Source organism: Motilimonas eburnea (assembly GCF_021295345.1).
GTDB classification, from domain to species: domain Bacteria; phylum Pseudomonadota; class Gammaproteobacteria; order Enterobacterales; family CBDFNC01; genus Motilimonas; species Motilimonas eburnea.
Genome location: NZ_JAIMJB010000003.1, coordinates 224,497 through 246,671, shown reverse-complemented (window position 1 = coordinate 246,671; position 22,175 = coordinate 224,497). Strand labels below are relative to the sequence as shown.

The following is a 22,175-nucleotide window of genomic DNA, read 5'->3' as shown; positions in this document are numbered from 1 at the left end:
GCGCGCTTAGCGCCTTTTTTTATGCCTAAAATTTACCTCGTTTTAACATCTGCTCACTATTATAGCGATTGAATCATTCCCGTTTGTTTTTGCTGGGAATCTGGCCAATACTTGACTATCATCACATTTCTTAATTTTAGTACTTTCTTTTTCCGAAACAGGATATTGGACCTAACATCATGACAGATGCGCGCCAGCAAGCCCTTGATTATCACGCTTTACCTACGCCAGGTAAAATTAGCATTGAACTGACTAAACCTGCTGAAACAGCCAAAGATCTTGCGCTGGCCTATAGCCCAGGTGTGGCTGAGCCAGTAAAAGAGATCGCCATGAACCCAGATGAGGTTTACCGTTACACAGGTAAGGGTAATCTTGTCGCGGTTATCACCAACGGCAGTGCGATTTTGGGCTTGGGTAACTTAGGTCCGCTGGCGTCAAAACCTGTGATGGAAGGTAAGGCGTTATTATTTAAACGTTTTGCAGGGCTCGACTCGATTGATATTGAGGTTAAGCACCGCACTGCGGAAGAGTTTGTTAATACGGTGGCGAATATTGCCGATACCTTTGGTGGCATTAACCTCGAAGACATCAAGGCACCTGAGTGTTTTGAAATAGAAAAAGCATTAGTGCAACGTTGTAGTATTCCCGTGTTCCATGATGATCAACATGGCACCGCCATCGTCACCGCAGCGGGTATGATCAATGCGCTAGAAATACAAGGTAAAGACATCGCTGAGTCGACCATAGTGTGTATGGGCGCAGGGGCTGCCGCGATCGCATGTATGGAGCTATTGATCAAATGTGGCGCGATGCGAGAGAAGATCTACATGTTAGATCGCAAAGGTGTGATCCACACGCGTCGTGAAGACTTAAACGAATATAAGAAGCTATTTGCTAACAATACTGACAAACGCACTTTAGAAGATGTGATTGCCGGTGCGGATGTGTTTGTTGGTGTTTCTGGCCCGGATGTGTTGCCCGCTGAAGCCGTCGCATTAATGGCGTCAAACCCAGTTATATTTGCATGTTCAAATCCAGATCCTGAAATTAAACCAGAACTGGCTCACAGCGTACGTGACGATTTGATCATGGCGACGGGGCGCAGTGATTACCCCAACCAAGTTAATAACGTCTTGTGTTTCCCGTTTATTTTCCGAGGCGCCTTAGATGTTCGTGCTCGTGCTATTACCGATGAAATGAAGGTAGCAGCCGTTCATGCCATTCGTGAGCTCGCTAAAGAGCCTGTACCAGCTGAAGTGTTGGCTGCTAGTGGTGACAAGGCCTTAAGCTTTGGGCGTGACTATATTATCCCTAAGCCAATGGACGCGCGTTTGCTCCCTAAAGTCGCCAGAGCCGTAGCTGAGGCGGCGGTGACTTCTGGGGTGGCGCAGATAGAAATGCCGCAGGGGTATATGCAGGGGTAACTCAAGCGTCAAGATAATATATGAAGTAAATAACTGTGTAGTGGTCAACCAAATCTGGCCACCTTAATATAACTTTTAAAGTATTTCTGCTCTATTTAGATTGGCGATAATCCATCATTGAATTGGTGTGGCCTGAGCCGTGTTTATGGCTGAAAATAAAAAAGCCCTTCGAATGAAGGGCTTTTTGGTAGAACTTAAGTATTAAGCTTAGCCTTTATCAATGACTGTAATTTCTACCAAACTTGTATGCTGCCTTACTTCAAGTGATAGCGTAAATATACCCTTATCTGTCCCATTAGCAACGGCTTCGGGCGTTATAGTAATCAAAACAGGATGTGGTGAGACTTCGTCAATGCCCCTAACTGTGTCTGGAATCGCTATTTCTGGATCACTTAATAATCGACCATTGTTTGTTTCTACTTTTATCACACCACCAGAAACAGGAGGGTTATTATGTTCATCGGCAATCCAGAAGCGCATTTTGATAGGCTGCTCTTCAGAATCACTGCAATCAGTTTTACACAAGCTGATTGATTCAGTGTCATACCATACTTTTGTAACTGGGTCTTGCGCTTGAGCACGAATATAATATTTGTTTGTAGCAAAAATAACTGCTGCAGAGTTACTAACTTCTACAAACTCACGACTACATAATCCATTGCTCTCACTTTCTAAAGTACACAAAGTACCATTGTAGAGGTTATTACCAGGTGAAGGTCTATCAAATGGATTGTTTGGGTCATTAGAGTCTAGGTACTTTTGATCAAATTCATGCCAAGTTTCATTATCATCTTCACCTGTCACGGGAGTTAGAGACGATGCTAAATAAGCATTCTTTAACGCAGCATACTCAGTATCACTAACCACGGTATCCGGATTGTGGCTTCGCTTAGCCACTTCGAGCTGTTGGTACAATCCATCTTCGTTGTAATCGTAGATAACTTCGTGTAGGTCATGAAAGGTTTCGCCCTTATCAAATTGACCATTTGCTGGCTTGTTATCAAAGAAGGTTTCTTCACCCACAGCAAATGCTGTTACTGTAACTCGGCCTCCGTAAGGTTGCCCCATACCACCTGGGTTGATACATGGCGCAACACCATCTCCAAAGGAGTACGCTGCACAACCACCAGGACCTGAGAAATCTTGTAGTTTGTTACCCGGTGGGCGTGGATTTTGCGTTGTTAGAGTTACGGTACATGTACTGTCCGTTGTGGTACAAGAGCCTTGCCCAGAGCTACCAATTCGTCCACCTTCGGTTACAAATGAAACAGCAGTACCATCTGGAACATCGTTATTAAAGATATCACCCAAACGAATGGTTACTTGAGTCGTGTTTCCGTCTAGAGTCCAGCCATCCAAAATGCGTTGTGAGAATGCCAAAGATACACTGGACTGCTCAGGTAGACCTGTACTTACTGTAAGTTGGTCAGAAACACTGGAAATAGTTTTAATGAAGTTTCCTGATTGGTCCTTGATGTCGTAGTTGGCTTTGACACGAACTACACCATTTACCTCACCACTTTCAACAACTGTACTTACTATACCTTCATTGTTGGTTTGAGCCGTCATCGGGCTAATTGAGGTGCCAACAGGAAAGGTTTCTAAACTAAACCTAACCATTTGTTGACGAGCAGGATTACCGTTTTGATCAACCAGTTTAAAGCTTACCTCGGAGGTCTCTTGACGACCGGCCCCGCCAGTCCCTTTTATGGCAATATAATCAGGTGTTGCTTTAATAAAGCGAATACTTTGCGCTTTAGTTGCAGCAATATCGACGGTAACATCTTTAATAAGGTTATTAGCTGGGGCTTCTACAGTTATTATGTCTTGGTCTACACATGCTGTTGGTTTGTACGTGGCAGTTGCAACACCGTTAACTGTAAAAGAAGAGGCATCGATAACTGCATCGCCAGTGCTAGTACAACGTGAACTGAAGTTTATCTGTAATGGTACATTAAATAGCTCACCACTTTCTTCAGTGACAGTTGCTGTAATTAGAACGGTTGAGTTTTGCTGCGCTTCTTCATTTGCCTCTAAACTTGTGGTTACATTCAGTTGGATATCACTGACCCCTACATTGAAACCTTTCTCTGTTGATGCAGCTGCGCCTAATGCGGAGCTTTTGACCGTAACAATACCTGCACCATCCGTGTCTCCAGCGTAGAGGTCAAGTAGGGCAACCCCGTTACCATCGGTTAATGCCGTTTTACTTACTTCAGGCTTCAATATACCTAAAGTAGTTTCGCCTGATACAACTTGTGATGCTAATGGAACTTTTCCTTGTAGCAGTTGAATGTAAAGAACAACAGGTTTTCCTGTCGCAACATCCACGGTCTCTTGACAAAGCTTAGGGTCTCTGATTGTTCGATCCCAGTTTTCAGGACAAGCTAAAATAGTCAGGTTGATATTTACGTTTTGCTCACTTGTAATACCATCAATCCCGATTGCATAATCAATAGCAGTAGAGGTGACTTCGCCATTGATATCTATTTGGATAGTCGCCCGACCTGCACCATCTGTGCTACCTGCTTCTAAATCCAAGATGCCTATGCCGTTTGCATTAGTTAAGGCTGTTAATGCTGGAGTTATCTCGCCGAGTGTGGTTGATGCCGAAAACAATTTGTTAGCGACAGGTGAATTACCTTGTGAAGCTGTAACGTATAAAATAGCAGGTGCAGAAGATTTAACTTCCGTTGTTTCGCTACACAAATCAGCATCCCGAGTCACACGATCCCAATCATCAGGGCAGTTTAGAAGTCTAACTTCAAGAGTAACTGGCGCGTCAGTATCAATATCACCTACGCTAACTTGGAAACCTTTACTTGCATCACTTTGTACACTGTCGCCTGAAAGTGTAGATACTGTTACTGTGCCAGCTCCCGATACAGTGCCTGCTTGTAAGTCTAAAATGGCGATGCCGTTAGCGTCGGTCAGCGCTGTTTTGGAATCAGGTTTTAGTTCGCCCAAAGTTGAGTCGCCTGATACAACATGCTCGGCAATTGGATTACCAGAGGTGTCAGTAACAGCAACATAAACAATAGCTGGTTTGGTTGATGTAACACTTGTTGTAGCTGTACATTCATCAGGATTGCGTACGGTGCGATCCCAACCACCTGCAACATCGTTACAATCGAGTAACTGAAGGTTGATACTATAGGGAAGGGGCTCTGGTGTCGGTGCAATAGTAGGCGCTGTTGACGGTACAGTACCACCACCATCATCGCCTCCACTTAGGTCGGAACCACCGCCGCCACACGCACTTAAAAGTATCGCTGAGGTTAACACTGCTAATTTACGCCAACACATTATCTTCTCCCTCAATGTGTTTAAAAACATGATAGTCATGCTTTTATAAATAAATAATCCGCTGGCATGTTAACGTTTATATCTGTATTTATAAAGGTGTTAGCAGTGGATCTAGCCTAGGTATCGGTTATTTATGCGAACTCGGTGGTATTTTCGCCAACTGAAGGCAGTCGATCCCGAGTAGGAGTCGAGATGAACATAAGAGATTTAGAGTATTTAGTGGCACTTGAGGAATTAAAGCATTTTCGCAAAGCAGCGGAAAAATGTTTTGTGAGTCAACCTACTTTGAGTGGCCAAATTCGCAAACTTGAAGATGAGCTTGGTGTGTTGTTGATGGAGCGATCTTCCCGCAAGGTTTTATTTACTCAAGCTGGACTTGATATTGCGGCAAAGGCTCGCAAGGTATTATTAGACGTTAAACAAATTAAGGAAGCGGCCCGTTCATACAGTGAGCCAATGAACGGCCCCTTACATGTTGGTTTGATCCCAACTGTCGCACCTTATTTACTCCCAGCCATTGTGCCGCCAATGCGCCAAGCTTTTCCGGACTTAGACGTGTACCTTTATGAAAATCAAACCCATGTGTTGCTGCGCCAATTGGAGGAAGGGGAACTAGATTGTTTGATTCTCGCCTTGTTACCCGGGATGGAAGGCTATGGCCACATTAGTTTGTATCACGAGTCGCTAGAGCTCGTGATACCGCAAGATCATAAGTGGGCTAATCAGCCAGAGATCAATCTATCAAACCTAGAAGGTGAGCGGGTGTTGATGTTGGAAGACGGTCATTGTTTACGGGATCAAGCCATGGGGTTTTGTTTTACGGCCGGCGCAGATGAAGATACCACCTTTAAAGCGACCAGCTTAGAAACCTTGCGGCATATGGTTAGCTCTGGCATAGGCATTACGCTATTGCCACGTTTAGCTGTGCCAAAAGGGCGCAGTAAGGATGGTTTGGTGTACGTCCCATTTACCGAGCCTAAGCCCGCGCGTGAAATTGTGTTGCTGTATCGCAAAAATAGCGTTAGAAGGCCTTGTTTCAATGAGCTTGGCAAGCTGATAAAACAAAAGATCAGTAAAAGGGCACAATAGTCGTACTGAATCTTGATGCGTTATCCTCCCTATCGTCGGGAGGTAACGCATTATGTTATTAACACCCTAAATTAGAATAGTTCACTTTCTTCATCAGGGTTAGTAAAGATATCGGTTTGATCTTCAGGTACATATCGAGTTGGCTCGGTGCCTTTTTCAAAATACTCTGTACGTGACTCCCGTCCCGAACCGTTTGCCAACAAGCCTGTTTCTAGATCGATTACTTTTTTAACAATATCTGTGGGGATGGCTTTTTTCTGTTCGGGATGATCAGCCAGAAAACTGGCCATAAATGCTATCCAAGCAGGTTGTGCGGTCCGTCCGCCAAACTCCCCCCCCGTGACTTGTTGATTGCCTAGGTTCGGGTTGTAGGAAGCATAGCCTAGGGCGCGGCTATGATTATCAAACCCAACCCAAGCTGTGGCCACAGAGTATGGGGTCATACCAGAGAACCAAGCATCTCTGGCTTCATTGGTGGTCCCGGTTTTGCCTGAAACATCATGACGTTTCAGCTCTCTGGCTGCTCGCCAGCCTGTGCCATTCCAATGTTCACCATTGGCTCTCCCCCCCCAAATAGCGCTATATAAGGCTTCTTTGATCAAAAATGCATTGGCGCCGGAAATGACGCGCTTCGCCATTTTTGACTGAGGCGGTTGGTATGTTTGCTGATCATCAGCTGGCGTTATTTCAGTTTCAAGCTCACTTGAAGCTAAAATCTCTTCATCGAATTGCGCCAGAGCTTGCTCTTCGGTGAGGGGCTGACCTGCTACAGGTACTTCTGGGCCACAGGTCATGCACGCAAGATCAGGGGCCGCTTGGTATATCAGGTTGCCATATGCGTCTTCTACTCGAGAAATAATATAGGGCGAAACTTTAAAACCGCCGTTTGCTATGATGGCATATGCGGTTGCAACCTCAAGAGGAGTTAATTCAGCAGCGCCTAGCGCAAGGGTTTCGTAAGGAGGTAAGTCTTCTTTTTTGAAGCCAAACTTAGTGAGATGGTTAATGACGCCATCCACACCTACGCTGCGGATTAAACGAACCGAGACGACGTTTTTAGACTTCGCCAGCGCCACGCGAATGCGAATTGGGCCGTCGTAGACAGCAGGCGAGTTCTTGGGACGCCAAGCTTTACCTAGACTTGCATCCCAATGGTTGATGGGAGAGTCGTTAACTAGGGTTGAAAGGGTGTAGCCATTTTCCAATGCGGCGGAATAGAGGAAAGGCTTGATATTCGAGCCCACTTGGCGCTTAGCCATGGTGGCGCGGTTAAACTTACTGTGTTTGAAATCGAAGCCACCCGTCAGCGCTTGGATCGCACCGTCCTTAGGGTTGATTGCAACAAATGCGCCTGATGTGTCGGGTAGTTGAGATAACACTAATTCTTCGTTATCGGTTCTAACCCAAACCATATCACCGGCACTGACTATTTCATTGGCTCGTTTAGGCGCAGGCCCTTGGCGTTTGTCATTAACAAAGCGGCGCGCCCATTTTAGGCCATCCCAGTTGATAGTACCGGCCTTACCGCCTTTAACAAGTACCTCAATATCCTTGTCGTTTACTTTAGTGACAACAGCAGGAGAGAGGACGTTGTAAAAAGGTTGTTCGCTTAAATGGTCAAAAACACGCTGCATATCCCAAGGAGCTTCACCCTTGGTCTCATCCCATAACTTTTCAATGGGCCCACGAAAGCCATGGCGCAGATCGTAGCTTAATAAATTGTTGACTAAGGCGGCATTGGCAGCAAGCTGAGGTTTTTCTGTGATAGTGGTGTAGACGTTAAGCCCTTGGCTATAAGCTTGTTCTTCACCTAACATCGCGACCAACTCTTGGCGGGCCATTTCTGCAACAAAGGGGGCGCTAAGTTCAATTTCAGCGCCGTGATAGCGAGCCGTGATAGGGGCCGCATTCGCTTCTTCATATTGTGCTCGAGTAATATGACCTTCTTCGAGCATACGCATCAATACCACAGCACGACGATTCCTTGCGTTTTCCGGTGAATATATCGGGTTTAGCTTGGAAGGCGCTTTAGGTAAACCGGCGATGACCGCGGTTTGGGCTAGAGTGAGTTCATCAACGGATTTTCCATAATAGACCTGCGCGGCAGCACCGACACCAAAAGAGCGGTAGCCAAGGGAAATCTTATTTAAATACAGGGCTAAAATTTCATCCTTCGTGAGTAGCTGTTCAATATGCAGTGCAATAAACACTTCTTTGATTTTTCGAATCAGGGTTTTTTCACGGGTCAAAAAATAGTTTCTTGCGACTTGTTGGGTGATGGTACTGGCACCTTGCTTGGCGTGGCCGCTAGCAATATACACAGAGGCTGCACGGACAATACCAATAGGGTCTATGCCTGGGTGTTGATAAAAACGGCTGTCTTCGGTTGCTAAAAAAGCATCGATCATTTGTGGTGGGATTTCATTGATGGCTAATGGGATACGCCGTTTTTCACCAAATTGTGAAATCAGCATGCCATCACTGCTGTAAACCTTCATTGGGGTTTGCAACTGAACTTCGGTAATGGTTTTTACGTCAGGAAGATCAGGCTTGACATAGTAATACATGCCTACGATAGCAGCGATACCTGCAAAACCTAAAAATAGTGCGACTAACAGTAATCGCTTAAACCATTTCCACATGAAAATTCCTACTTAGTTAACAAAAAACACAAAGAGTGACTAGTATATCCTGTATATCTTGCAGTTAAACAGTGATTTGTGATTTAAAGCATTGGAAGAAAGTTATATTTGCGCTTATTATAGCGGCGAAAATACGCTACTTTTCACTTAGTTATCAAGATAGAACTGGGACGTTATGTTATCAGGATTAAGGAAAAAGCAAACCTACGCTATGATCGGAATCGATTTAGGATCGCATTCTGTGAAGGCTGTTGCCTTATCAAAATCAGGTAAAAGCTATAAAGTTGAAGGTGTTGCAGAAATGAGTGTGCCTAAGGGTGCAATCTCCGACCGCCAACTTATCGAAGTCGATAAAGTGGCCCAAGTGATTAAACAAGTTAAACGTAACTTCCCAGCTAAGTTCAAATATGCGGCTGCTGCAGTTTCGGGAGCGGATGTTTATACGCGTGTGGTGCAGATGGATGTCGATCTCAATGAATCTGAGCTCGAAGCGCAAATTGAGCTTGAAGCAGAGCACCTGATTCCTTTTCCGATAGATGAAATCAGCATTGATTTTGAAGTGCTCAACAAAAATCTTGCCGATCCATCGCGTAACGATGTCCTGATTAGTGCCGCAAGAACGGACACCATCGTTACCAAGGCGTCTTGTCTTGAAGATGCTGGACTTGAACCTAAGGTTATTGATATCGAATCTCATGCCTTAGGCCGTGCTTGCCAATTAGTGCTTGATGATGACGATTTTGATAAGGTCGTTGCCGCTATTGATGTCGGTGCAGCCATGATGACCTTCGCGATGATGAACAAAGGCGAAACCGTGTATGCGCGAGTGCAAAATTATGGCGGTCAAAATTTTACTCAAGCCATCGCCAATTTTTATAGCATGAGTGTTGAGCAGGCTGAAAAAGATAAACTTGCAAATACTTTACCGGCTGATTACGACACTGATGTACTCGCACCATTTGTCACATCCGCTATTCAGCATATCCGCCGTAATATTCAACTATTTTGTAGTTCGAGCGGCTTTTCACAGGTTGACAAGTTGGTATTGACCGGTGGTGGTAACTTATTACCTGAACTAGTCAGTCAAATCGAATCTGAACTCGAAATTCCATTGCTGCTTGCCAATCCATTCACTGAATTTAGTTATGCTAATACGGCCGATGAAAAATTAATGGCAATGAATGGTCCCAAATACATGACGGCCTTAGGCTTGGCATTGAGGAGTTTTACACCATGTCAAATATAAACCTATTGCCTTGGCGTGAAGCCCAGCGTAAGCGTAAAGAAAAAGACTTTTATGGTTTGCTATTTTTAGTCTGTCTCGTCACAGGGGCTTTGATGTTTGCCGGTAAAGTTTACCTTGATGGCGAAATTGATAAGCAAAACCAACGCAATGCTTATCTTAATAACGAAATAAGTATTTTAGATCGCCAGATTGCCGAAATTAAAAACATCAAAGAGAAAAAAGCGGAAGTAGAAAAACGCATTAATCTTATCCAGCAGCTGCAAGAGCGACGCAACTGGCCTACAGACTTGTTTAACTCCTTGCCTGAAATTACCCCTAATGGTGTCTTTCTCGAATCTCTTACGTTTAATGATGTTAAAATTGCGATCAGCGGTAAGGGTGAATCTCAATCCCGCATCTCAAGAATGTTTAGAAATATTGAAGAGTCGAGCCGAGTGGGCAATGAGGCCTTAGGCGGTATTTATGCAGCAGAGACAAAGCCTATCAAGCTATTTAAATTTGATATGACCTTTGAAGTCTTGAGTCAGGTTGCAAAAGAACAAGCAGCAGGAGGGGCTCAATAATGGATGTAAATGAGTTAGATTTTGAGAATATTGGTAATTGGCCCCCTCTTTTTAAAGGCATCTTCCTTGTCATTATTGCTGGATTGATCGTGGGTGGTTTTTATTATTTTATTTTCAATGATCAAATTAAATCTTTAGAGCAGGCACAAACAAAAGAAGTGGAAATCAAACGCCAATTTGAAGCAAAAGCGGCGTTGGCGTCAAACTTGGAAGCTTATCGTGAGCAGATGGTGCAAATAGAAGGGCTACTTGCCCAGCTAGTGAAAAAGCTGCCGAGTAAAAGTGAGGTCTCCACTCTACTTGATAATGTTAACTTCATTGGTAGCGACAATGGTATGCAGTTTAAACGTTTTAAACCTTTGCCTGAGGTTGAACACGAGTTCTCTGTTGAGGTTCCTTATGCCATCGAAGTGATTGGCTCGTATGATCAAATAGGCCAATTTTCCGCTGATATCGCCAAGCTACCACGAATTATTATCCTAGATAATATTTCAATTAAAAAAGTCGATAACGAGGTGCTGAATGTAGAACTAACCGCGAAGACTTATACTTACAAGGAGGCCAAACAATGAAGCGCCTTTTGTTAGTTGGGGTAGTGGTATCGTTAATGGGATGTCAGGCTAATAATGATGACCTTAATTCCTATGTGGCAAATATTAAATCAAAAAGTTATCCTATAAATGACAAGGTTCCTGAAATTCAGGAAATAGAAGTTGTCCCGTATTTAGGTGAAAGCAAACGTAAACCGTTTTCCATTCCTAAACCTGAGACCGCTTCGGGTAAGCCTGGGGCGCCGGATACTTGTCCTCAACCGAATACTTCAAGGCAAAAGCAGCCGTTGGAATACTTTTCAGTTGATAACCTATTTATGCGCGGCACCATTGAGTTGGATAAGGAGCTTTGGGCCCTTGTGCAAGTCAGTGGTGGTGAGCTACACCGTGTTAAGGCTGGCTATTATATGGGACAGCATCACGGTCGGATCCTTTCAGTCAAGAAAGATGAAATTAACTTGTTAGAACTGGTACCAGATGGCGAAGGGTGTTGGAGTGAGCGCACCACACAAATTGCCTTGGTTGGCGAAGAATAAGAGAGAGCAGGGAAGTCTTAAATGAGCACCAATAAATTTAAAATAAATATGGCCAAGCTGAGTGCAGCCATTTTAGGGGCGACACTGTTTTCAAGCCTAGGTTTTGCTGAGCCCCAGTTAAATAAGCTGAATGTGAATTCCTTAATCGCCGGCAAGGTTGAACTCGAAATGGAGTTCAGTGAGCCCGTTGTGCGTTATACGGATAAGTTACATTACCGTCCTAATCAATTAGTGATTGATGTTAAAGATGCATCATCCGTGCTGAAGCTTAATCCCGTACCGGTTGATAAAGATGGGGTTGAGTTGGTTAAAGCTGAACGAACCAGTGATGGCTTGAAAGTGATTATTTCACTGCGCCAACTGATGCCGTATCGTCTCCAGCATGACAATAACAAGTTAACGGTTCGGTTTGGCGATGTTGCAAGTACTGCGCGTAAACCCGCTTCGGCCAAAGAGCAGACCATTGTTGAGTCTGTACAGCAAAACAAACCTGTTGCGCCAGTCACCACCACAGCAGTCGCCGCAACGGTTGCGACAGAAACCACAGCGGTTAAACCGACTCCTGCGCCTGTAAAAGTGGTTGAGCCTGCCAAGCAAACAAAACCCGCGGCAAAACCGGCACCCATTGTTAAGCCGGCAGTGGTCACCAACACTGCGGCAACGGGCACGCCGAAAGGTTTCGTTAACAGCATTGAATCTATTGATTTTAAACGCGGCGAAGAAGGTAATGGTCAGTTATTAGTTAAGCTTGATAACTCCACCATCGCAGTGGATATCCGTAAACGAGGTACAAAATTATTGGCAGAGTTCCAAAGTACTTACATCGAGGATGAACTTATCTATGTGATGGACGTGCTTGACTTTGCGACACCGGTGAAAAATGTTGAGACGTTTTCGGCCAATGGTAAAACCCGCTTTGAGATGGAAATTGCGGGTGACTTTGAGTATCGCTACGACCAGTTAGATAGTCTATTTGTTATTGATGTTAAAAAGAAAAAGCGTGATGAGAAGAAAACCGTTTATCAAGGCAAGCTGATTTCTTTTAACTTCCAAGATATCTCTGTGCGCACCGTGCTGCAGATTTTGGCCGACACCAATGGCTTTAACCTCGTTACAACGGATTCAGTGCAAGGTAATATCACCTTACGTCTTGATGAAGTGCCATGGGAACAAGCTCTAGACATTATCCTTAAAGTAAAAGGTCTAGGTAAACGGATGGAAGGTAACGTATTGATGGTTGCCTCTGCGGCTGAGTTAGCGGCGAAAGAAAAAGCCCAGCTTGAGAGCCAGAGAGAAGTGAGTGAGCTAGCGCCGCTTTATTCTGAGTTCATTCAAATTAACTATGCTAAGGCCGGTGATATTTCTCGTATGCTGTCTAGCAGTGATGCTTCACTTTTATCTAGCCGCGGCAGTGTGTCGGTTGATGAGCGTACCAATACGTTATTAATCAAAGATACAGCAGATGTGATCGATAGCGTTAAACGCATGATTGAAATTCTCGATATTCCGGTCAAGCAAGTGTTGATTGAATCGCGTATGGTAACGGTGCGCGACAATATCGGTGAAGAGCTCGGCGTGCGCTGGGGTATTACGAAGGCTACTGAAAATGGGACTACCTCGGGTAGTTTAGAAGGCACTAATCCAGCTTCTGGTGTTGAGGGTACGCCGACTGTCCCTAGCTTAGATGACCGCTTGAATGTGAATTTACCTGTGGCTAACCCAGCAGGGTCCATCGCATTCCAAGTGGCTAAGCTCGCTAATGGTCAAATCCTTGATTTAGAGTTATCGGCATTAGAGCGTGAAAACAAAGCCGAAATCATTGCCAGCCCAAGGATCACCACGGCAAACCAAAAGACGGCTTACATCGAGCAAGGTACCGAGATCCCTTATGTTGAATCTGCTTCCAGCGGTGCAACCTCGGTATCCTTTAAGAAAGCGGTACTGAGCCTGAATGTAACGCCGCACATCACGCCAGATAACAAGATTATTCTGGACTTAGTGATCACCCAAGACAGTAAGGGTGAAGTGGTCGCCACAGCCGTGGGACAAGCGGTATCAATCGATACCCAAGAAATCGGCACCCAAGTGTTGGTTGAAAATGGCGAAACCATCGTACTAGGTGGTATTTACCAGCAGCAAATCAGCGACACCGTGCAAAAAGTACCGCTACTGGGGGATATTCCTTGGGCAGGAGCGTTATTTAGAACCACGATTAAACAACAGCGTAAAGATGAGTTATTGATTTTTGTTACACCTAAGATCATTACTCAAGATGCATTTTCTGACTAAGCTCGTGCATTAATCAAACAATTAATGAGGCCACATAATAAAATGTGGCCTCATTTTTTTTCAATGGTTGCAAACTCCCCCCGACAATTGAGATAATCACCGCCTTAATCACGGATATACAGGTTATACGGGTCAGTCGAACTGTGCTGACGTTTAAACAGCTTTATTTAGAATACGTAGGACCATGGCAGAGAAACGAAATATTTTTCTGGTCGGCCCAATGGGCGCAGGCAAAAGTACAATTGGCAGACATCTGGCTCAGATGTTACATCTTGAATTCGTCGATTCAGACACTGAAATCGAAAAACGCACTGGAGCTGATGTAGCTTGGGTGTTTGATGTTGAAGGAGAAGAAGGCTTTCGCAAACGTGAAGAGGAAGCGATCGATGAACTCTCACAACGTCAAGGCATCGTGCTTGCAACGGGTGGCGGATCAGTCAAAAACAAAGATAACCGCAATCGTTTATCGGCGCGCGGCATCGTCGTGTACCTTGAAACGACGGTAGACAAACAATTAGCGCGTACCCAACGTGATAAACGCCGTCCGTTATTACAAACCGATGACCCACGAGGCGTGCTAGAAGGCTTAGCGCAAGAGCGTAATGCTTTATACGAAGAAATTGCGGACTACACCGTGAAAACGGATGAGCAAAGCGCTAAAGTGGTCGCTAATCAGATCATCAAATTACTGGACTTTTAATAGATATGGAAATCCTTAACGTCGACTTAGGTGACCGCAGTTACCCGATATACATTGGTTCTGGGCTGCTCGCTCAGGCTGAACTGTTCACGCCTGCGATCAAAGCGAAAAAAATCATGGTTGTGACCAATGACGTGGTCGCGCCTTTGTATCTGCAGCAATTAAAGCAGACGTTAGTGGATTACCAAATTGATGAAGTCATTTTACCTGATGGTGAACAATACAAAACCTTAGCCTCGTTTGAGCAGATCCTTAATGGCTTGCTGGCTAAGCGTCATGCCAGAGATACCTGTGTGGTTGCCCTTGGTGGCGGCGTGGTGGGTGACATGGCAGGTTTTGCCGCGGCGTGTTACCAGCGCGGAGTGGACTTTGTTCAAGTACCTACCACCTTATTGTCACAGGTTGACTCCTCTGTTGGTGGCAAAACCGCTGTTAATCACCCCCTTGGCAAAAATATGATCGGTGCGTTTTATCAGCCTAACCTCGTTACCATTGATATTGACTGCTTAAAAACGCTCCCCGAGCGAGAATTTGCTGCGGGTATGGCTGAGGTCATAAAATACGGCATCATTTACGATTACGAGCTGTTTTGTTGGATTGAAGCGAATATTGCGCAGTTAAAAGCCCTCAATACTGACGCGCTCACTCATGTTATTAAGCGCTGCTGTGCCATTAAAGCCGAGATTGTGAGCCAAGATGAACAAGAGCGAGGAACACGAGCGCTATTGAATTTAGGTCACACCTTTGGCCATGCCATTGAAGCCGAACAGGGCTATGGTAACTGGCTCCATGGTGAGGCGGTTGCCGCGGGGATGGTATTGGCGGCGCAAACGGCTCAAGCGCTGGCCATGCTCACAGAAGAACAAGTGGCGCGGATCCAAGCTTTGATCGCCGCGTTTGACTTACCGACCAAGGCACCCGCTGAAATGACATTTGAGACATTTATGCATCATATGCAAATCGATAAAAAAGTCTTAAATGGCCAGTTACGTTTAATCTTGCCTACCGACATAGGTAAATCAGATATCTTTGCCGATGTTTGTGAAGATGTGCTGAGAAACGTTATTTCAGGTAGCTAACCAGTCATGCTGGATCAACATATCCAACTGGCTGACATCCCCTCTCAGTTGCAGCTTGTCGACAGGCTGCAACATCTTGTTAAATTTAGCTCAAACCTAACTTTTGTTGCCGGTGAAGCGGGCTCAGGCAAAAGTATCATCATTCAGCGTTTGTTGGACCAAGATCTTGAATCCAATCAAAGCCTTCTTAGTTGTGCGCCAGGCCTGAGGGCAAACACGGCACGTGAGCAACTGCTGTCGCAATTAGTGCCTAATCCGCTATTTAATCCAGCCGATAACTTGGGTGAAAGCTTTTTCCAGTTAATCAAAGAGGCACCGCAAGATATATTATTGGTGATTGATGATGCGCATTTCTTACCACAGGATGTGATTAGCGAATTGTGGTTGTTGTTATTAGAAAATCGTTTTCAAGGCTTTAATCATCACATTAATGTGCTGCTATTTGCCGAACCGACTTGGTGTCAGCAACAAGTGGCTTTGCTAGCAGGTAAAACCGAACAACCGACGATTGAAATGGAAATACCCGCGTTATCGGAATCGGAAAGTCATCAGTTTGTGCGTGGCTTATTAGCGCGCGCCGATTATCAGGCTAAAGTTGAAAATAATGCTGCGATACATAGACAGATTGAAGCTTGTCATGGTTTACCCGCCTGCTTACAACAGCTCGTCGATGTCATTGTTAATGAGCCATCAACCGAGCAGCCTGTTGCTAAAGTGAAAACAAACAATCAACTGCTCTTAATTGGATTGATGGTGATTGCAGCGCTGTTGATGTCTGGCGCCTTCTATTACTTTATCGTCCCCCAAGATGATGTGGAGCTGGCAGAGAATAACGACACCTTGGCGATGGCCTTGCTGGATGAACCGGCCCAAGGCGTAACGGTGGCCGCACCAACGAATGAGCCAACGGAAACACCGGTCACCCCCGATGCCTTAGTCAGTCGTTGGCAAGATGATAAAGCCTTGCCTGAACAGGTTGAGCCTTCTGAACTAGAGCTGGTTAAGTTAGACGATGGACGAAAACGCGTAACCCTCACAGAGCAGGCTATTGCGGATTTAGGCAGTGTCAGCAATGACGTCAGTGCGGCTCAAGCACAACTTAGTCCCGACCAAGTATCGGCTGATAATGTGACCGTCAACTCCGTTGCTCAGTTAAATCAGGTGTTAAATCAACCCATCGAAGCAGAGGCGCACAGTGAAGTTGAGTCATCGAATGAGATTGAGCTAAATGAACGCGCTCAAGAGGAAAGTTCAGTGCCTAAGGCTGAATTGATTGTTGAGATGACACCAGAGCCGAAGGTGGTTGCGCAACAAACCGCGTCAAAAGCAGGCTTTCAGATGACCTCAGTCGCCGAGTTAAAGCAAGTTCCAAGCAATTATTTTAGTTTACAGCTTGCAGCGGTCAGCTCGCTACCTGTGCTTAAGGCCTTTGTTAAAGAACACGAAATAGAACAAAGTGCGACCTACTTTAAAATTAACCGTAAAGGTAAAACCGCTTACCTAGTGATATATGGCGAGTACAAATCACGCCGTGAAGCGATGAGTGCGATAAAAACCTTACCCACTAATCTGCGCACCTTAAAACCGTGGGCCAAGGGTTATAAACAAATCCAGCAAGAAGCGATTGACTGACAATAATAATGAAAAAAAATCGGGCTTTTTTAAAATGGGCAGGCGGCAAGTTTGGCTTAATTGAAGATATCACGCGCCACTTACCCCAGACGACCGCTTCACAGCGCTTGATTGAACCCTTTGTCGGTGCGGGCTCGGTGTTTTTGAACACCGATTATCAAGCGTATTTGCTCAACGACATTAACCCAGACTTGATCCACTTGTATCAAATATTGCAACAGCAGCCTGCCGAATACATCAAAGAAGCGGAGAAATTTTTCGCAACTAAATACAATGATGCAGAGCAATACTATGGCCTACGCAGTCAATTTAATCTTTGCCAAGATAAATTTGAGCGTGCACTTTTGTTTCTCTATTTCAATCGCCATGGTTATAACGGCTTGTGTCGTTATAACAAAAAAGGCGGTTTTAATGTGCCTTTTGGTCGCTACAAAAAACCTTATTTTCCGGCTGCAGAATTGTGGTTTTTTGCTGAAAAAGCACAACGTGCTCAGTTTGTCTGTGAATCCTATGGCGACACCTTTAAGCGCGCCAAAAGTGGTGATGTGATTTATTGCGATCCGCCTTATGCGCCATTGAGTACCAGTGCGAGCTTTACCTCCTATGCAGCCAATGGATTTACCTTGGACGATCAGGCTATTCTTGGCCGATTAAGTCGCAAAGCAGCCGCTAATGACATTCCCGTGTTAGTGAGTAATCACGATATTCCGTTGACGCGAGAACTTTACCATGGTGCAAAGCTCAATGTCGTTCAAGTAAAGCGCACCATTAGTAGCAAAGGCAGTAAGCGCAACAAGGTCGCCGAGTTATTAGCCTGCTTTAGTTAAACTCAACTCAGCGCCCATTGTACAGCCAGCAACAGCAGTCCTAAAAACAAGACGATGGCAATGATCCCCGCTACCACAAATCGCCATGGAGAAGCGGCTTTAAAATCACGCTCTCGATTTTGCTGTGATTGAATGCCAAACAACGCAGCTAAGGCACTGAGAAAATTAGCTTTAAAAGAAGTCGGTTGGGGGTTGTCGGTCTTGTTATCAAAATCGGATGGTTTCATAGACACGCCTTAATTTTGTCCCTAATCGGGCTCACAGGGTTAGCTTTGCCATTGGCCAAATAATCCGCACTAGCTTGAAGCGGACGCCTTAGGTAAAATGCACCGCGAGCCCTACCAGAGAATAATAAAATGAAAGATTTTTTGATTGCCCCTTCGATTTTATCGGCCAACTTCGCGCGTTTAGGTGAAGAAGTCGATAATGTATTAGCAGCCGGTGCCGACGTTGTTCATTTTGATGTGATGGACAATCATTATGTGCCTAATTTAACCATAGGACCTATGGTGTGCCAAGCGCTGCGCGATCATGGCGTGACCGCGCCGATTGACGTGCACCTTATGGTTAAGCCCGTCGACCGAATTATTCCCGATTTTGCTAAGGCGGGCGCGTCAATCATCACCTTTCATCCCGAAGCATCTGAGCATATCGACCGCAGCATTCAGTTAATTAAAGATCACGGTTGTCAGGCGGGCATAGTGCTTAACCCTGCCACCTCACTGCATTACCTTGATTACGTGATGGATAAGTTAGATGTGATCCTATTGATGTCGGTGAACCCTGGGTTTGGTGGTCAGTCATTTATTCCATCAACCCTAGATAAGCTACGTCAAGTTCGCGCCAAAATTGATGCCAGCGGCTATGATATTCGCCTTGAAGTGGACGGTGGTGTCAGCGCTAATAACATCGCTGAAATTGCAGCGGCTGGCGCCGATATGTTTGTTGCTGGCTCGGCTATTTTTAACCAACCTGATTATAAAGCGGTGATAGATAACATGCGCTCTGAACTTGCTAAGGTGAAGGCATGAGCGACTATCAACATATAAATACTGTTTTATTTGATTTGGACGGCACCTTGCTCGACAGTGCGCCGGACTTAGCGCAAGCCGTTAACCAAACCTTAGTTGCGATGGGGAGATCCTCGTTTCCCGAAGAGCAAGTGCGCGGCTGGGTAGGTAATGGTGCCAATGTATTACTTAAGCGCGCCTTATCGGGTTCGGTGGATATTTCGGCTGATATTTGTGCTGACGAACTGCAACAGGCGCATTTATTGTTTAAACAGCACTATGCGGCGTGTTTAAGTGATAAATCCCAGTTGTATCCCGATGTGCGAATGACCCTGATCAGCCTAAAACAAGTGGGCTACAAATTGGCCATAGTGACCAATAAACCTGGTCAATACATGGCGCCGATTTTGTCGGCTTATGGTCTAACCGGTTTATTTGATTTAGTGGTGGCAGGGGATTGCTTACCTGTACGTAAGCCCGATCCTGCTCCTTTATTGCATGCTTGTGAGGTGCTAGGTAGCAAGATTGAGCAAACCTTGATGGTCGGTGATTCAAAAAATGATATCCTCGCAGCCAAAGCCGCTAACATGGCAGTGGCAGGCTTAACTTATGGCTATAACTACGGTGAAGATATTCGCTTATCTGAACCCGATTTAGTATTAGAAAATATTTCAGAATTGTTGCATTCATTAGCTTGTAATGTCAGCGCTTAACGGCCAAATGACAATCAGCAAAAGTAGAAAATAAAGGAAAGAATTATGGCAAAACCCGTTGTATTAAGTGGCATTCAGCCTACCGGTGGCATGACAATAGGAAACTATATCGGTGCAATCAACCAGTGGCTGAATTTACAGCAGGACCATGATTGTTTCTATATGCTGGCTGACTTACACGCGATTACTGTGCGTCAAGAGCCACAAGCTTTACGCGACCGTGTGCTTGATGGTGTCGCGCTGTACACGGCGTGCGGCATTGATCCTGAAAAATCGGCGCTGTTTGTCCAGTCTCAAGTGCCAGAGCATGCCCAGTTGGCTTGGGTACTAAATTGTTACACCCAAATGGGTGAGTTAAATCGTATGACGCAGTTTAAAGACAAATCTGCCAAGCATGCTAACAATATCAATGTGGGCTTATTTAGCTACCCATCATTGCAAGCGGCCGATATTTTGATTTACCAAGCCGACAAGGTGCCAGTGGGTGAAGATCAAAAGCAACACTTAGAGTTGACTCGTGACATCGCTACGCGTTTTAACAACTTGTACGGTGAGGTATTTAAGGTGCCGGATCCGTTTATTCCGCAGGTAGGCGCGCGCGTGATGAGTCTGCAAGAGCCAACCAAGAAGATGTCTAAGTCAGACGAAAACCCTGGCGCTTACATCATGTTGTTAGATGAGCCAAAGCAAATTGAGAAAAAGCTCAAACGTGCGGTAACGGACTCCGATGAGCAAGCCCGTATTTACTTTGATACCACAGAGAAGCCGGGCGTTTCTAACCTATTAACGCTACTTTCGGTGGCAACGGGGCGCAGCATTGCTGACTTAGTGCCTGAATACGAAGATAAAATGTACGGCCATCTGAAAAAAGATACCGCAGCTGCCATGGTCGCCATGATTGAGCCTATTCAGCAGCGTTTCCATCAGATCCGTGAAGATCAAACCGAGTTAGAGCGGATCATGAAACTGGGTGCTGAAAAGGCATCGATTCGCACCGAGAAAACCTTAAAAGCGGTGTACGATGCGGTGGGCTTTATTCCCCGTCCGCGTTAATGGTTTGCTAAACACTTAGCTAGATTATAAGCCGAGGTTGTTTCCCTCGGCTTTTTTGTAGGTGAAAGTTATTCGCCTTGATCCCAGACCATTTTCTTGCGGTAGATGGTAGAGGGGCTCACGGCTAACAGGGCGGCGGCTTTAGGGATATTACCATCACAAAGGTTAATCGCGTGCTCTATGGTGTCTCTTTCCACCTCGGCGAGAGGGCGTACTGGCATGTCTAACAGCGTAGCGGCTTCGGCGACACGGGTGCTTGTTTGTTCTCGGGGGGCTGGGATGGACTGGCTGGGCGCGGCCTTCGGCTTAGTTTCAGCCGCTTTTTGTGGCGTCGCTTGATTAAGGGGCGGCGGTAAATGTTCAAGTGACACCGATTCGCCATCATTTAGCACCACTACGTTGCGGATTATATTTTGTAGCTGGCGGATATTACCCGGCCAAGGGTAATCTAATAGCCGCTCAATCACAGGTTGAGATAAGTCTTTAAAGTTTTTGCTCTCTTCTTGGCTAAATTGCTCGAGAAAGGCCTCGGCAATGCGAATGATATCATCACCGCGCTCACGCAAAGGGGGCAGGGCAATGGGCACCACATGTAATCGGTAGTACAGATCTTCGCGAAAACGTCCTGCCGCGACTTCGGCTAAAGGCTCTTTATTAGTGGCACAAATAAACCGTACATCAACCTGCTCGGCTTTGCTGCCACCCACTTTTTGTACCACGCCGGTTTGTACAAAGCGCAGTAACTTGGTCTGAAGATCGAGATCCATTTCCCCTATTTCATCAAGGAACAAGGTGCCTCCATCAGCTAAACTTGCAGCCCCTTGGCGCTCACTTGAAGCACCGGTAAACGACCCCTTAACATGGCCAAAGACTTCACTTTCCATTAAGTCACGGGGAATGGCGCCACAATTTAAGGCGATAAAAGGTTTGTTTTTTCGTGGGCTTTGTTTGTGGATAGCTTCAGCACACACTTCTTTGCCTGTGCCGCTTTCGCCGGTAATAAACACCGTGGCTTTACTGGGGGCGGCGGCATCGATGATGCGATAAACCGCTTGCATTTCAAGGCTTGAGCCAATAAAACCGTGGTAATTGGTGCGTGCCGTGCTTTGAATTTCTGCCACGATATGGTTGAGCCGGTGCTGTTTTAATGCGTTCATGACCGTCGTGCGAAGGCGGGCTGCATCAAAGGGCTTTTCCAGAAAGTCTTGTGCCCCGAGACGCATAACATCTACCGCAACATCCACCGAGCTATGGGCTGTCATGACCACAACACTACAGGGATATTCGTGTTCACGGATCCAGGCTAACACCTCCTGACCTGACATATCGGGTAGCTTGAGGTCTAATAGCACCAAAGAGGGTAATAAATCAGCGATGGCCTGCTTCGCCCGTTCGCCACTATCAACATGGGTTAAAAAAATGGCTTCGTTGCTCAGGTAATGCTTATAGGTTGCAGCCAGTGATAGGGTATCTTCAACCAGTAACACTTTGGGCATTACATGCATGGATTGCTCC

At 45.5% G+C, this 22,175-nt stretch carries 18 protein-coding genes; 14 read left to right on the top strand and 4 right to left on the bottom strand.

The genetic code is table 11. The annotated features are described in order from the left end of the window. Window positions 1-179: 179 nt before the first annotated feature. A complete protein-coding gene (locus K6Y21_RS04780; protein WP_233070627.1) occupies window positions 180-1,424 on the top strand; it encodes a malic enzyme-like NAD(P)-binding protein in 1,245 nt (414 codons plus the stop codon). Between the two features lie 207 nt (window positions 1,425-1,631). Here the strand turns inward: K6Y21_RS04780 and K6Y21_RS04775 are convergent, their stop codons facing one another. Further along, window positions 1,632-4,730, bottom strand: a complete 3,099-nt coding sequence (locus K6Y21_RS04775) for an Ig-like domain-containing protein (RefSeq protein ID WP_233070626.1) — start codon at window positions 4,728-4,730, stop codon at window positions 1,632-1,634. Between the two features lie 192 nt (window positions 4,731-4,922). Here K6Y21_RS04775 and oxyR point away from each other — a divergent pair, with 192 nt between their 5' ends. After that, the gene (gene oxyR / locus K6Y21_RS04770; protein ID WP_233070625.1) at window positions 4,923-5,819 is read left to right on the top strand and encodes a DNA-binding transcriptional regulator OxyR; all 897 of its coding nucleotides are present in this window, start codon (window positions 4,923-4,925) and stop codon (window positions 5,817-5,819) included. Window positions 5,820-5,890: 71 nt separating this feature from the next. Here the strand turns inward: oxyR and K6Y21_RS04765 are convergent, their stop codons facing one another. Then, on the bottom strand, window positions 5,891-8,461 hold the full coding sequence (locus K6Y21_RS04765) for a penicillin-binding protein 1A (protein ID WP_233070624.1): 2,571 nt from the start codon (window positions 8,459-8,461) through the stop codon (window positions 5,891-5,893). A 175-nt stretch (window positions 8,462-8,636) separates the two neighbouring features. On the opposite strand from K6Y21_RS04765, the gene K6Y21_RS04760 reads away from it, so the two are divergent. The 9 genes from K6Y21_RS04760 (at window position 8,637) to K6Y21_RS04720 (ending at window position 17,884) form a co-directional block, all read left to right on the top strand. Beyond that, a complete protein-coding gene (locus tag K6Y21_RS04760; RefSeq protein WP_349629458.1) occupies window positions 8,637-9,707 on the top strand; it encodes a pilus assembly protein PilM in 1,071 nt (356 codons plus the stop codon). After that, window positions 9,695-10,270: a PilN domain-containing protein gene (locus K6Y21_RS04755; RefSeq protein WP_233070622.1), complete on the top strand. Its 576-nt coding sequence runs from the start codon at window positions 9,695-9,697 to the stop codon at window positions 10,268-10,270. Before K6Y21_RS04760 ends, K6Y21_RS04755 begins: the two co-directional genes overlap by 13 nt. After that, a complete protein-coding gene (locus K6Y21_RS04750; protein ID WP_233070621.1) occupies window positions 10,270-10,842 on the top strand; it encodes a type IV pilus inner membrane component PilO in 573 nt (190 codons plus the stop codon). Before K6Y21_RS04755 ends, K6Y21_RS04750 begins: the two co-directional genes overlap by 1 nt. Then, complete coding sequence (locus tag K6Y21_RS04745) at window positions 10,839-11,357, top strand: pilus assembly protein PilP (protein ID WP_233070620.1); 519 nt, start codon at window positions 10,839-10,841, stop codon at window positions 11,355-11,357. The genes K6Y21_RS04750 and K6Y21_RS04745 overlap by 4 nt, the downstream gene beginning before the upstream one ends. 21 nt (window positions 11,358-11,378) lie before the next feature. Further along, window positions 11,379-13,646 (top strand): type IV pilus secretin PilQ, encoded by a 2,268-nt coding sequence (locus K6Y21_RS04740; protein ID WP_233070619.1) that lies wholly within the window; start codon window positions 11,379-11,381, stop codon window positions 13,644-13,646. Between the two features lie 184 nt (window positions 13,647-13,830). Then, entirely contained in the window at window positions 13,831-14,346 is a 516-nt protein-coding gene (gene aroK, locus K6Y21_RS04735) for a shikimate kinase AroK (RefSeq protein WP_233070618.1), read from the top strand. A gap of 5 nt (window positions 14,347-14,351) precedes the next feature. Further along, window positions 14,352-15,425, top strand: coding sequence for a 3-dehydroquinate synthase (gene aroB, locus K6Y21_RS04730; protein ID WP_233070617.1), 1,074 nt, complete (start codon window positions 14,352-14,354; stop codon window positions 15,423-15,425). A gap of 6 nt (window positions 15,426-15,431) precedes the next feature. Then, window positions 15,432-17,057: an AAA family ATPase gene (locus K6Y21_RS04725; RefSeq protein WP_233070616.1), complete on the top strand. Its 1,626-nt coding sequence runs from the start codon at window positions 15,432-15,434 to the stop codon at window positions 17,055-17,057. Window positions 17,058-17,062: 5 nt separating this feature from the next. Continuing rightward, a complete protein-coding gene (locus K6Y21_RS04720; RefSeq protein ID WP_233070650.1) occupies window positions 17,063-17,884 on the top strand; it encodes a Dam family site-specific DNA-(adenine-N6)-methyltransferase in 822 nt (273 codons plus the stop codon). A gap of 2 nt (window positions 17,885-17,886) precedes the next feature. Here the strand turns inward: K6Y21_RS04720 and K6Y21_RS04715 are convergent, their stop codons facing one another. Next, window positions 17,887-18,111: a DUF2970 domain-containing protein gene (locus tag K6Y21_RS04715; protein ID WP_233070615.1), complete on the bottom strand. Its 225-nt coding sequence runs from the start codon at window positions 18,109-18,111 to the stop codon at window positions 17,887-17,889. Window positions 18,112-18,240: 129 nt separating this feature from the next. On the opposite strand from K6Y21_RS04715, the gene rpe reads away from it, so the two are divergent. From rpe to trpS, 3 genes are read left to right on the top strand one after another with little or no spacing between them, the layout of a single operon-like run. Next, a complete protein-coding gene (rpe, locus tag K6Y21_RS04710; protein ID WP_233070614.1) occupies window positions 18,241-18,915 on the top strand; it encodes a ribulose-phosphate 3-epimerase in 675 nt (224 codons plus the stop codon). Continuing rightward, the gene (locus K6Y21_RS04705; RefSeq protein ID WP_233070613.1) at window positions 18,912-19,607 is read left to right on the top strand and encodes a phosphoglycolate phosphatase; all 696 of its coding nucleotides are present in this window, start codon (window positions 18,912-18,914) and stop codon (window positions 19,605-19,607) included. Before rpe ends, K6Y21_RS04705 begins: the two co-directional genes overlap by 4 nt. Before the next feature lie 45 nt (window positions 19,608-19,652). Beyond that, on the top strand, window positions 19,653-20,660 hold the full coding sequence (trpS, locus tag K6Y21_RS04700) for a tryptophan--tRNA ligase (RefSeq protein ID WP_233070612.1): 1,008 nt from the start codon (window positions 19,653-19,655) through the stop codon (window positions 20,658-20,660). A gap of 68 nt (window positions 20,661-20,728) precedes the next feature. On the opposite strand, the gene K6Y21_RS04695 is transcribed toward trpS, so the two are convergent. Next, entirely contained in the window at window positions 20,729-22,165 is a 1,437-nt protein-coding gene (locus tag K6Y21_RS04695) for a sigma-54-dependent transcriptional regulator (protein WP_233070611.1), read from the bottom strand. Window positions 22,166-22,175 lie beyond the last annotated feature (10 nt).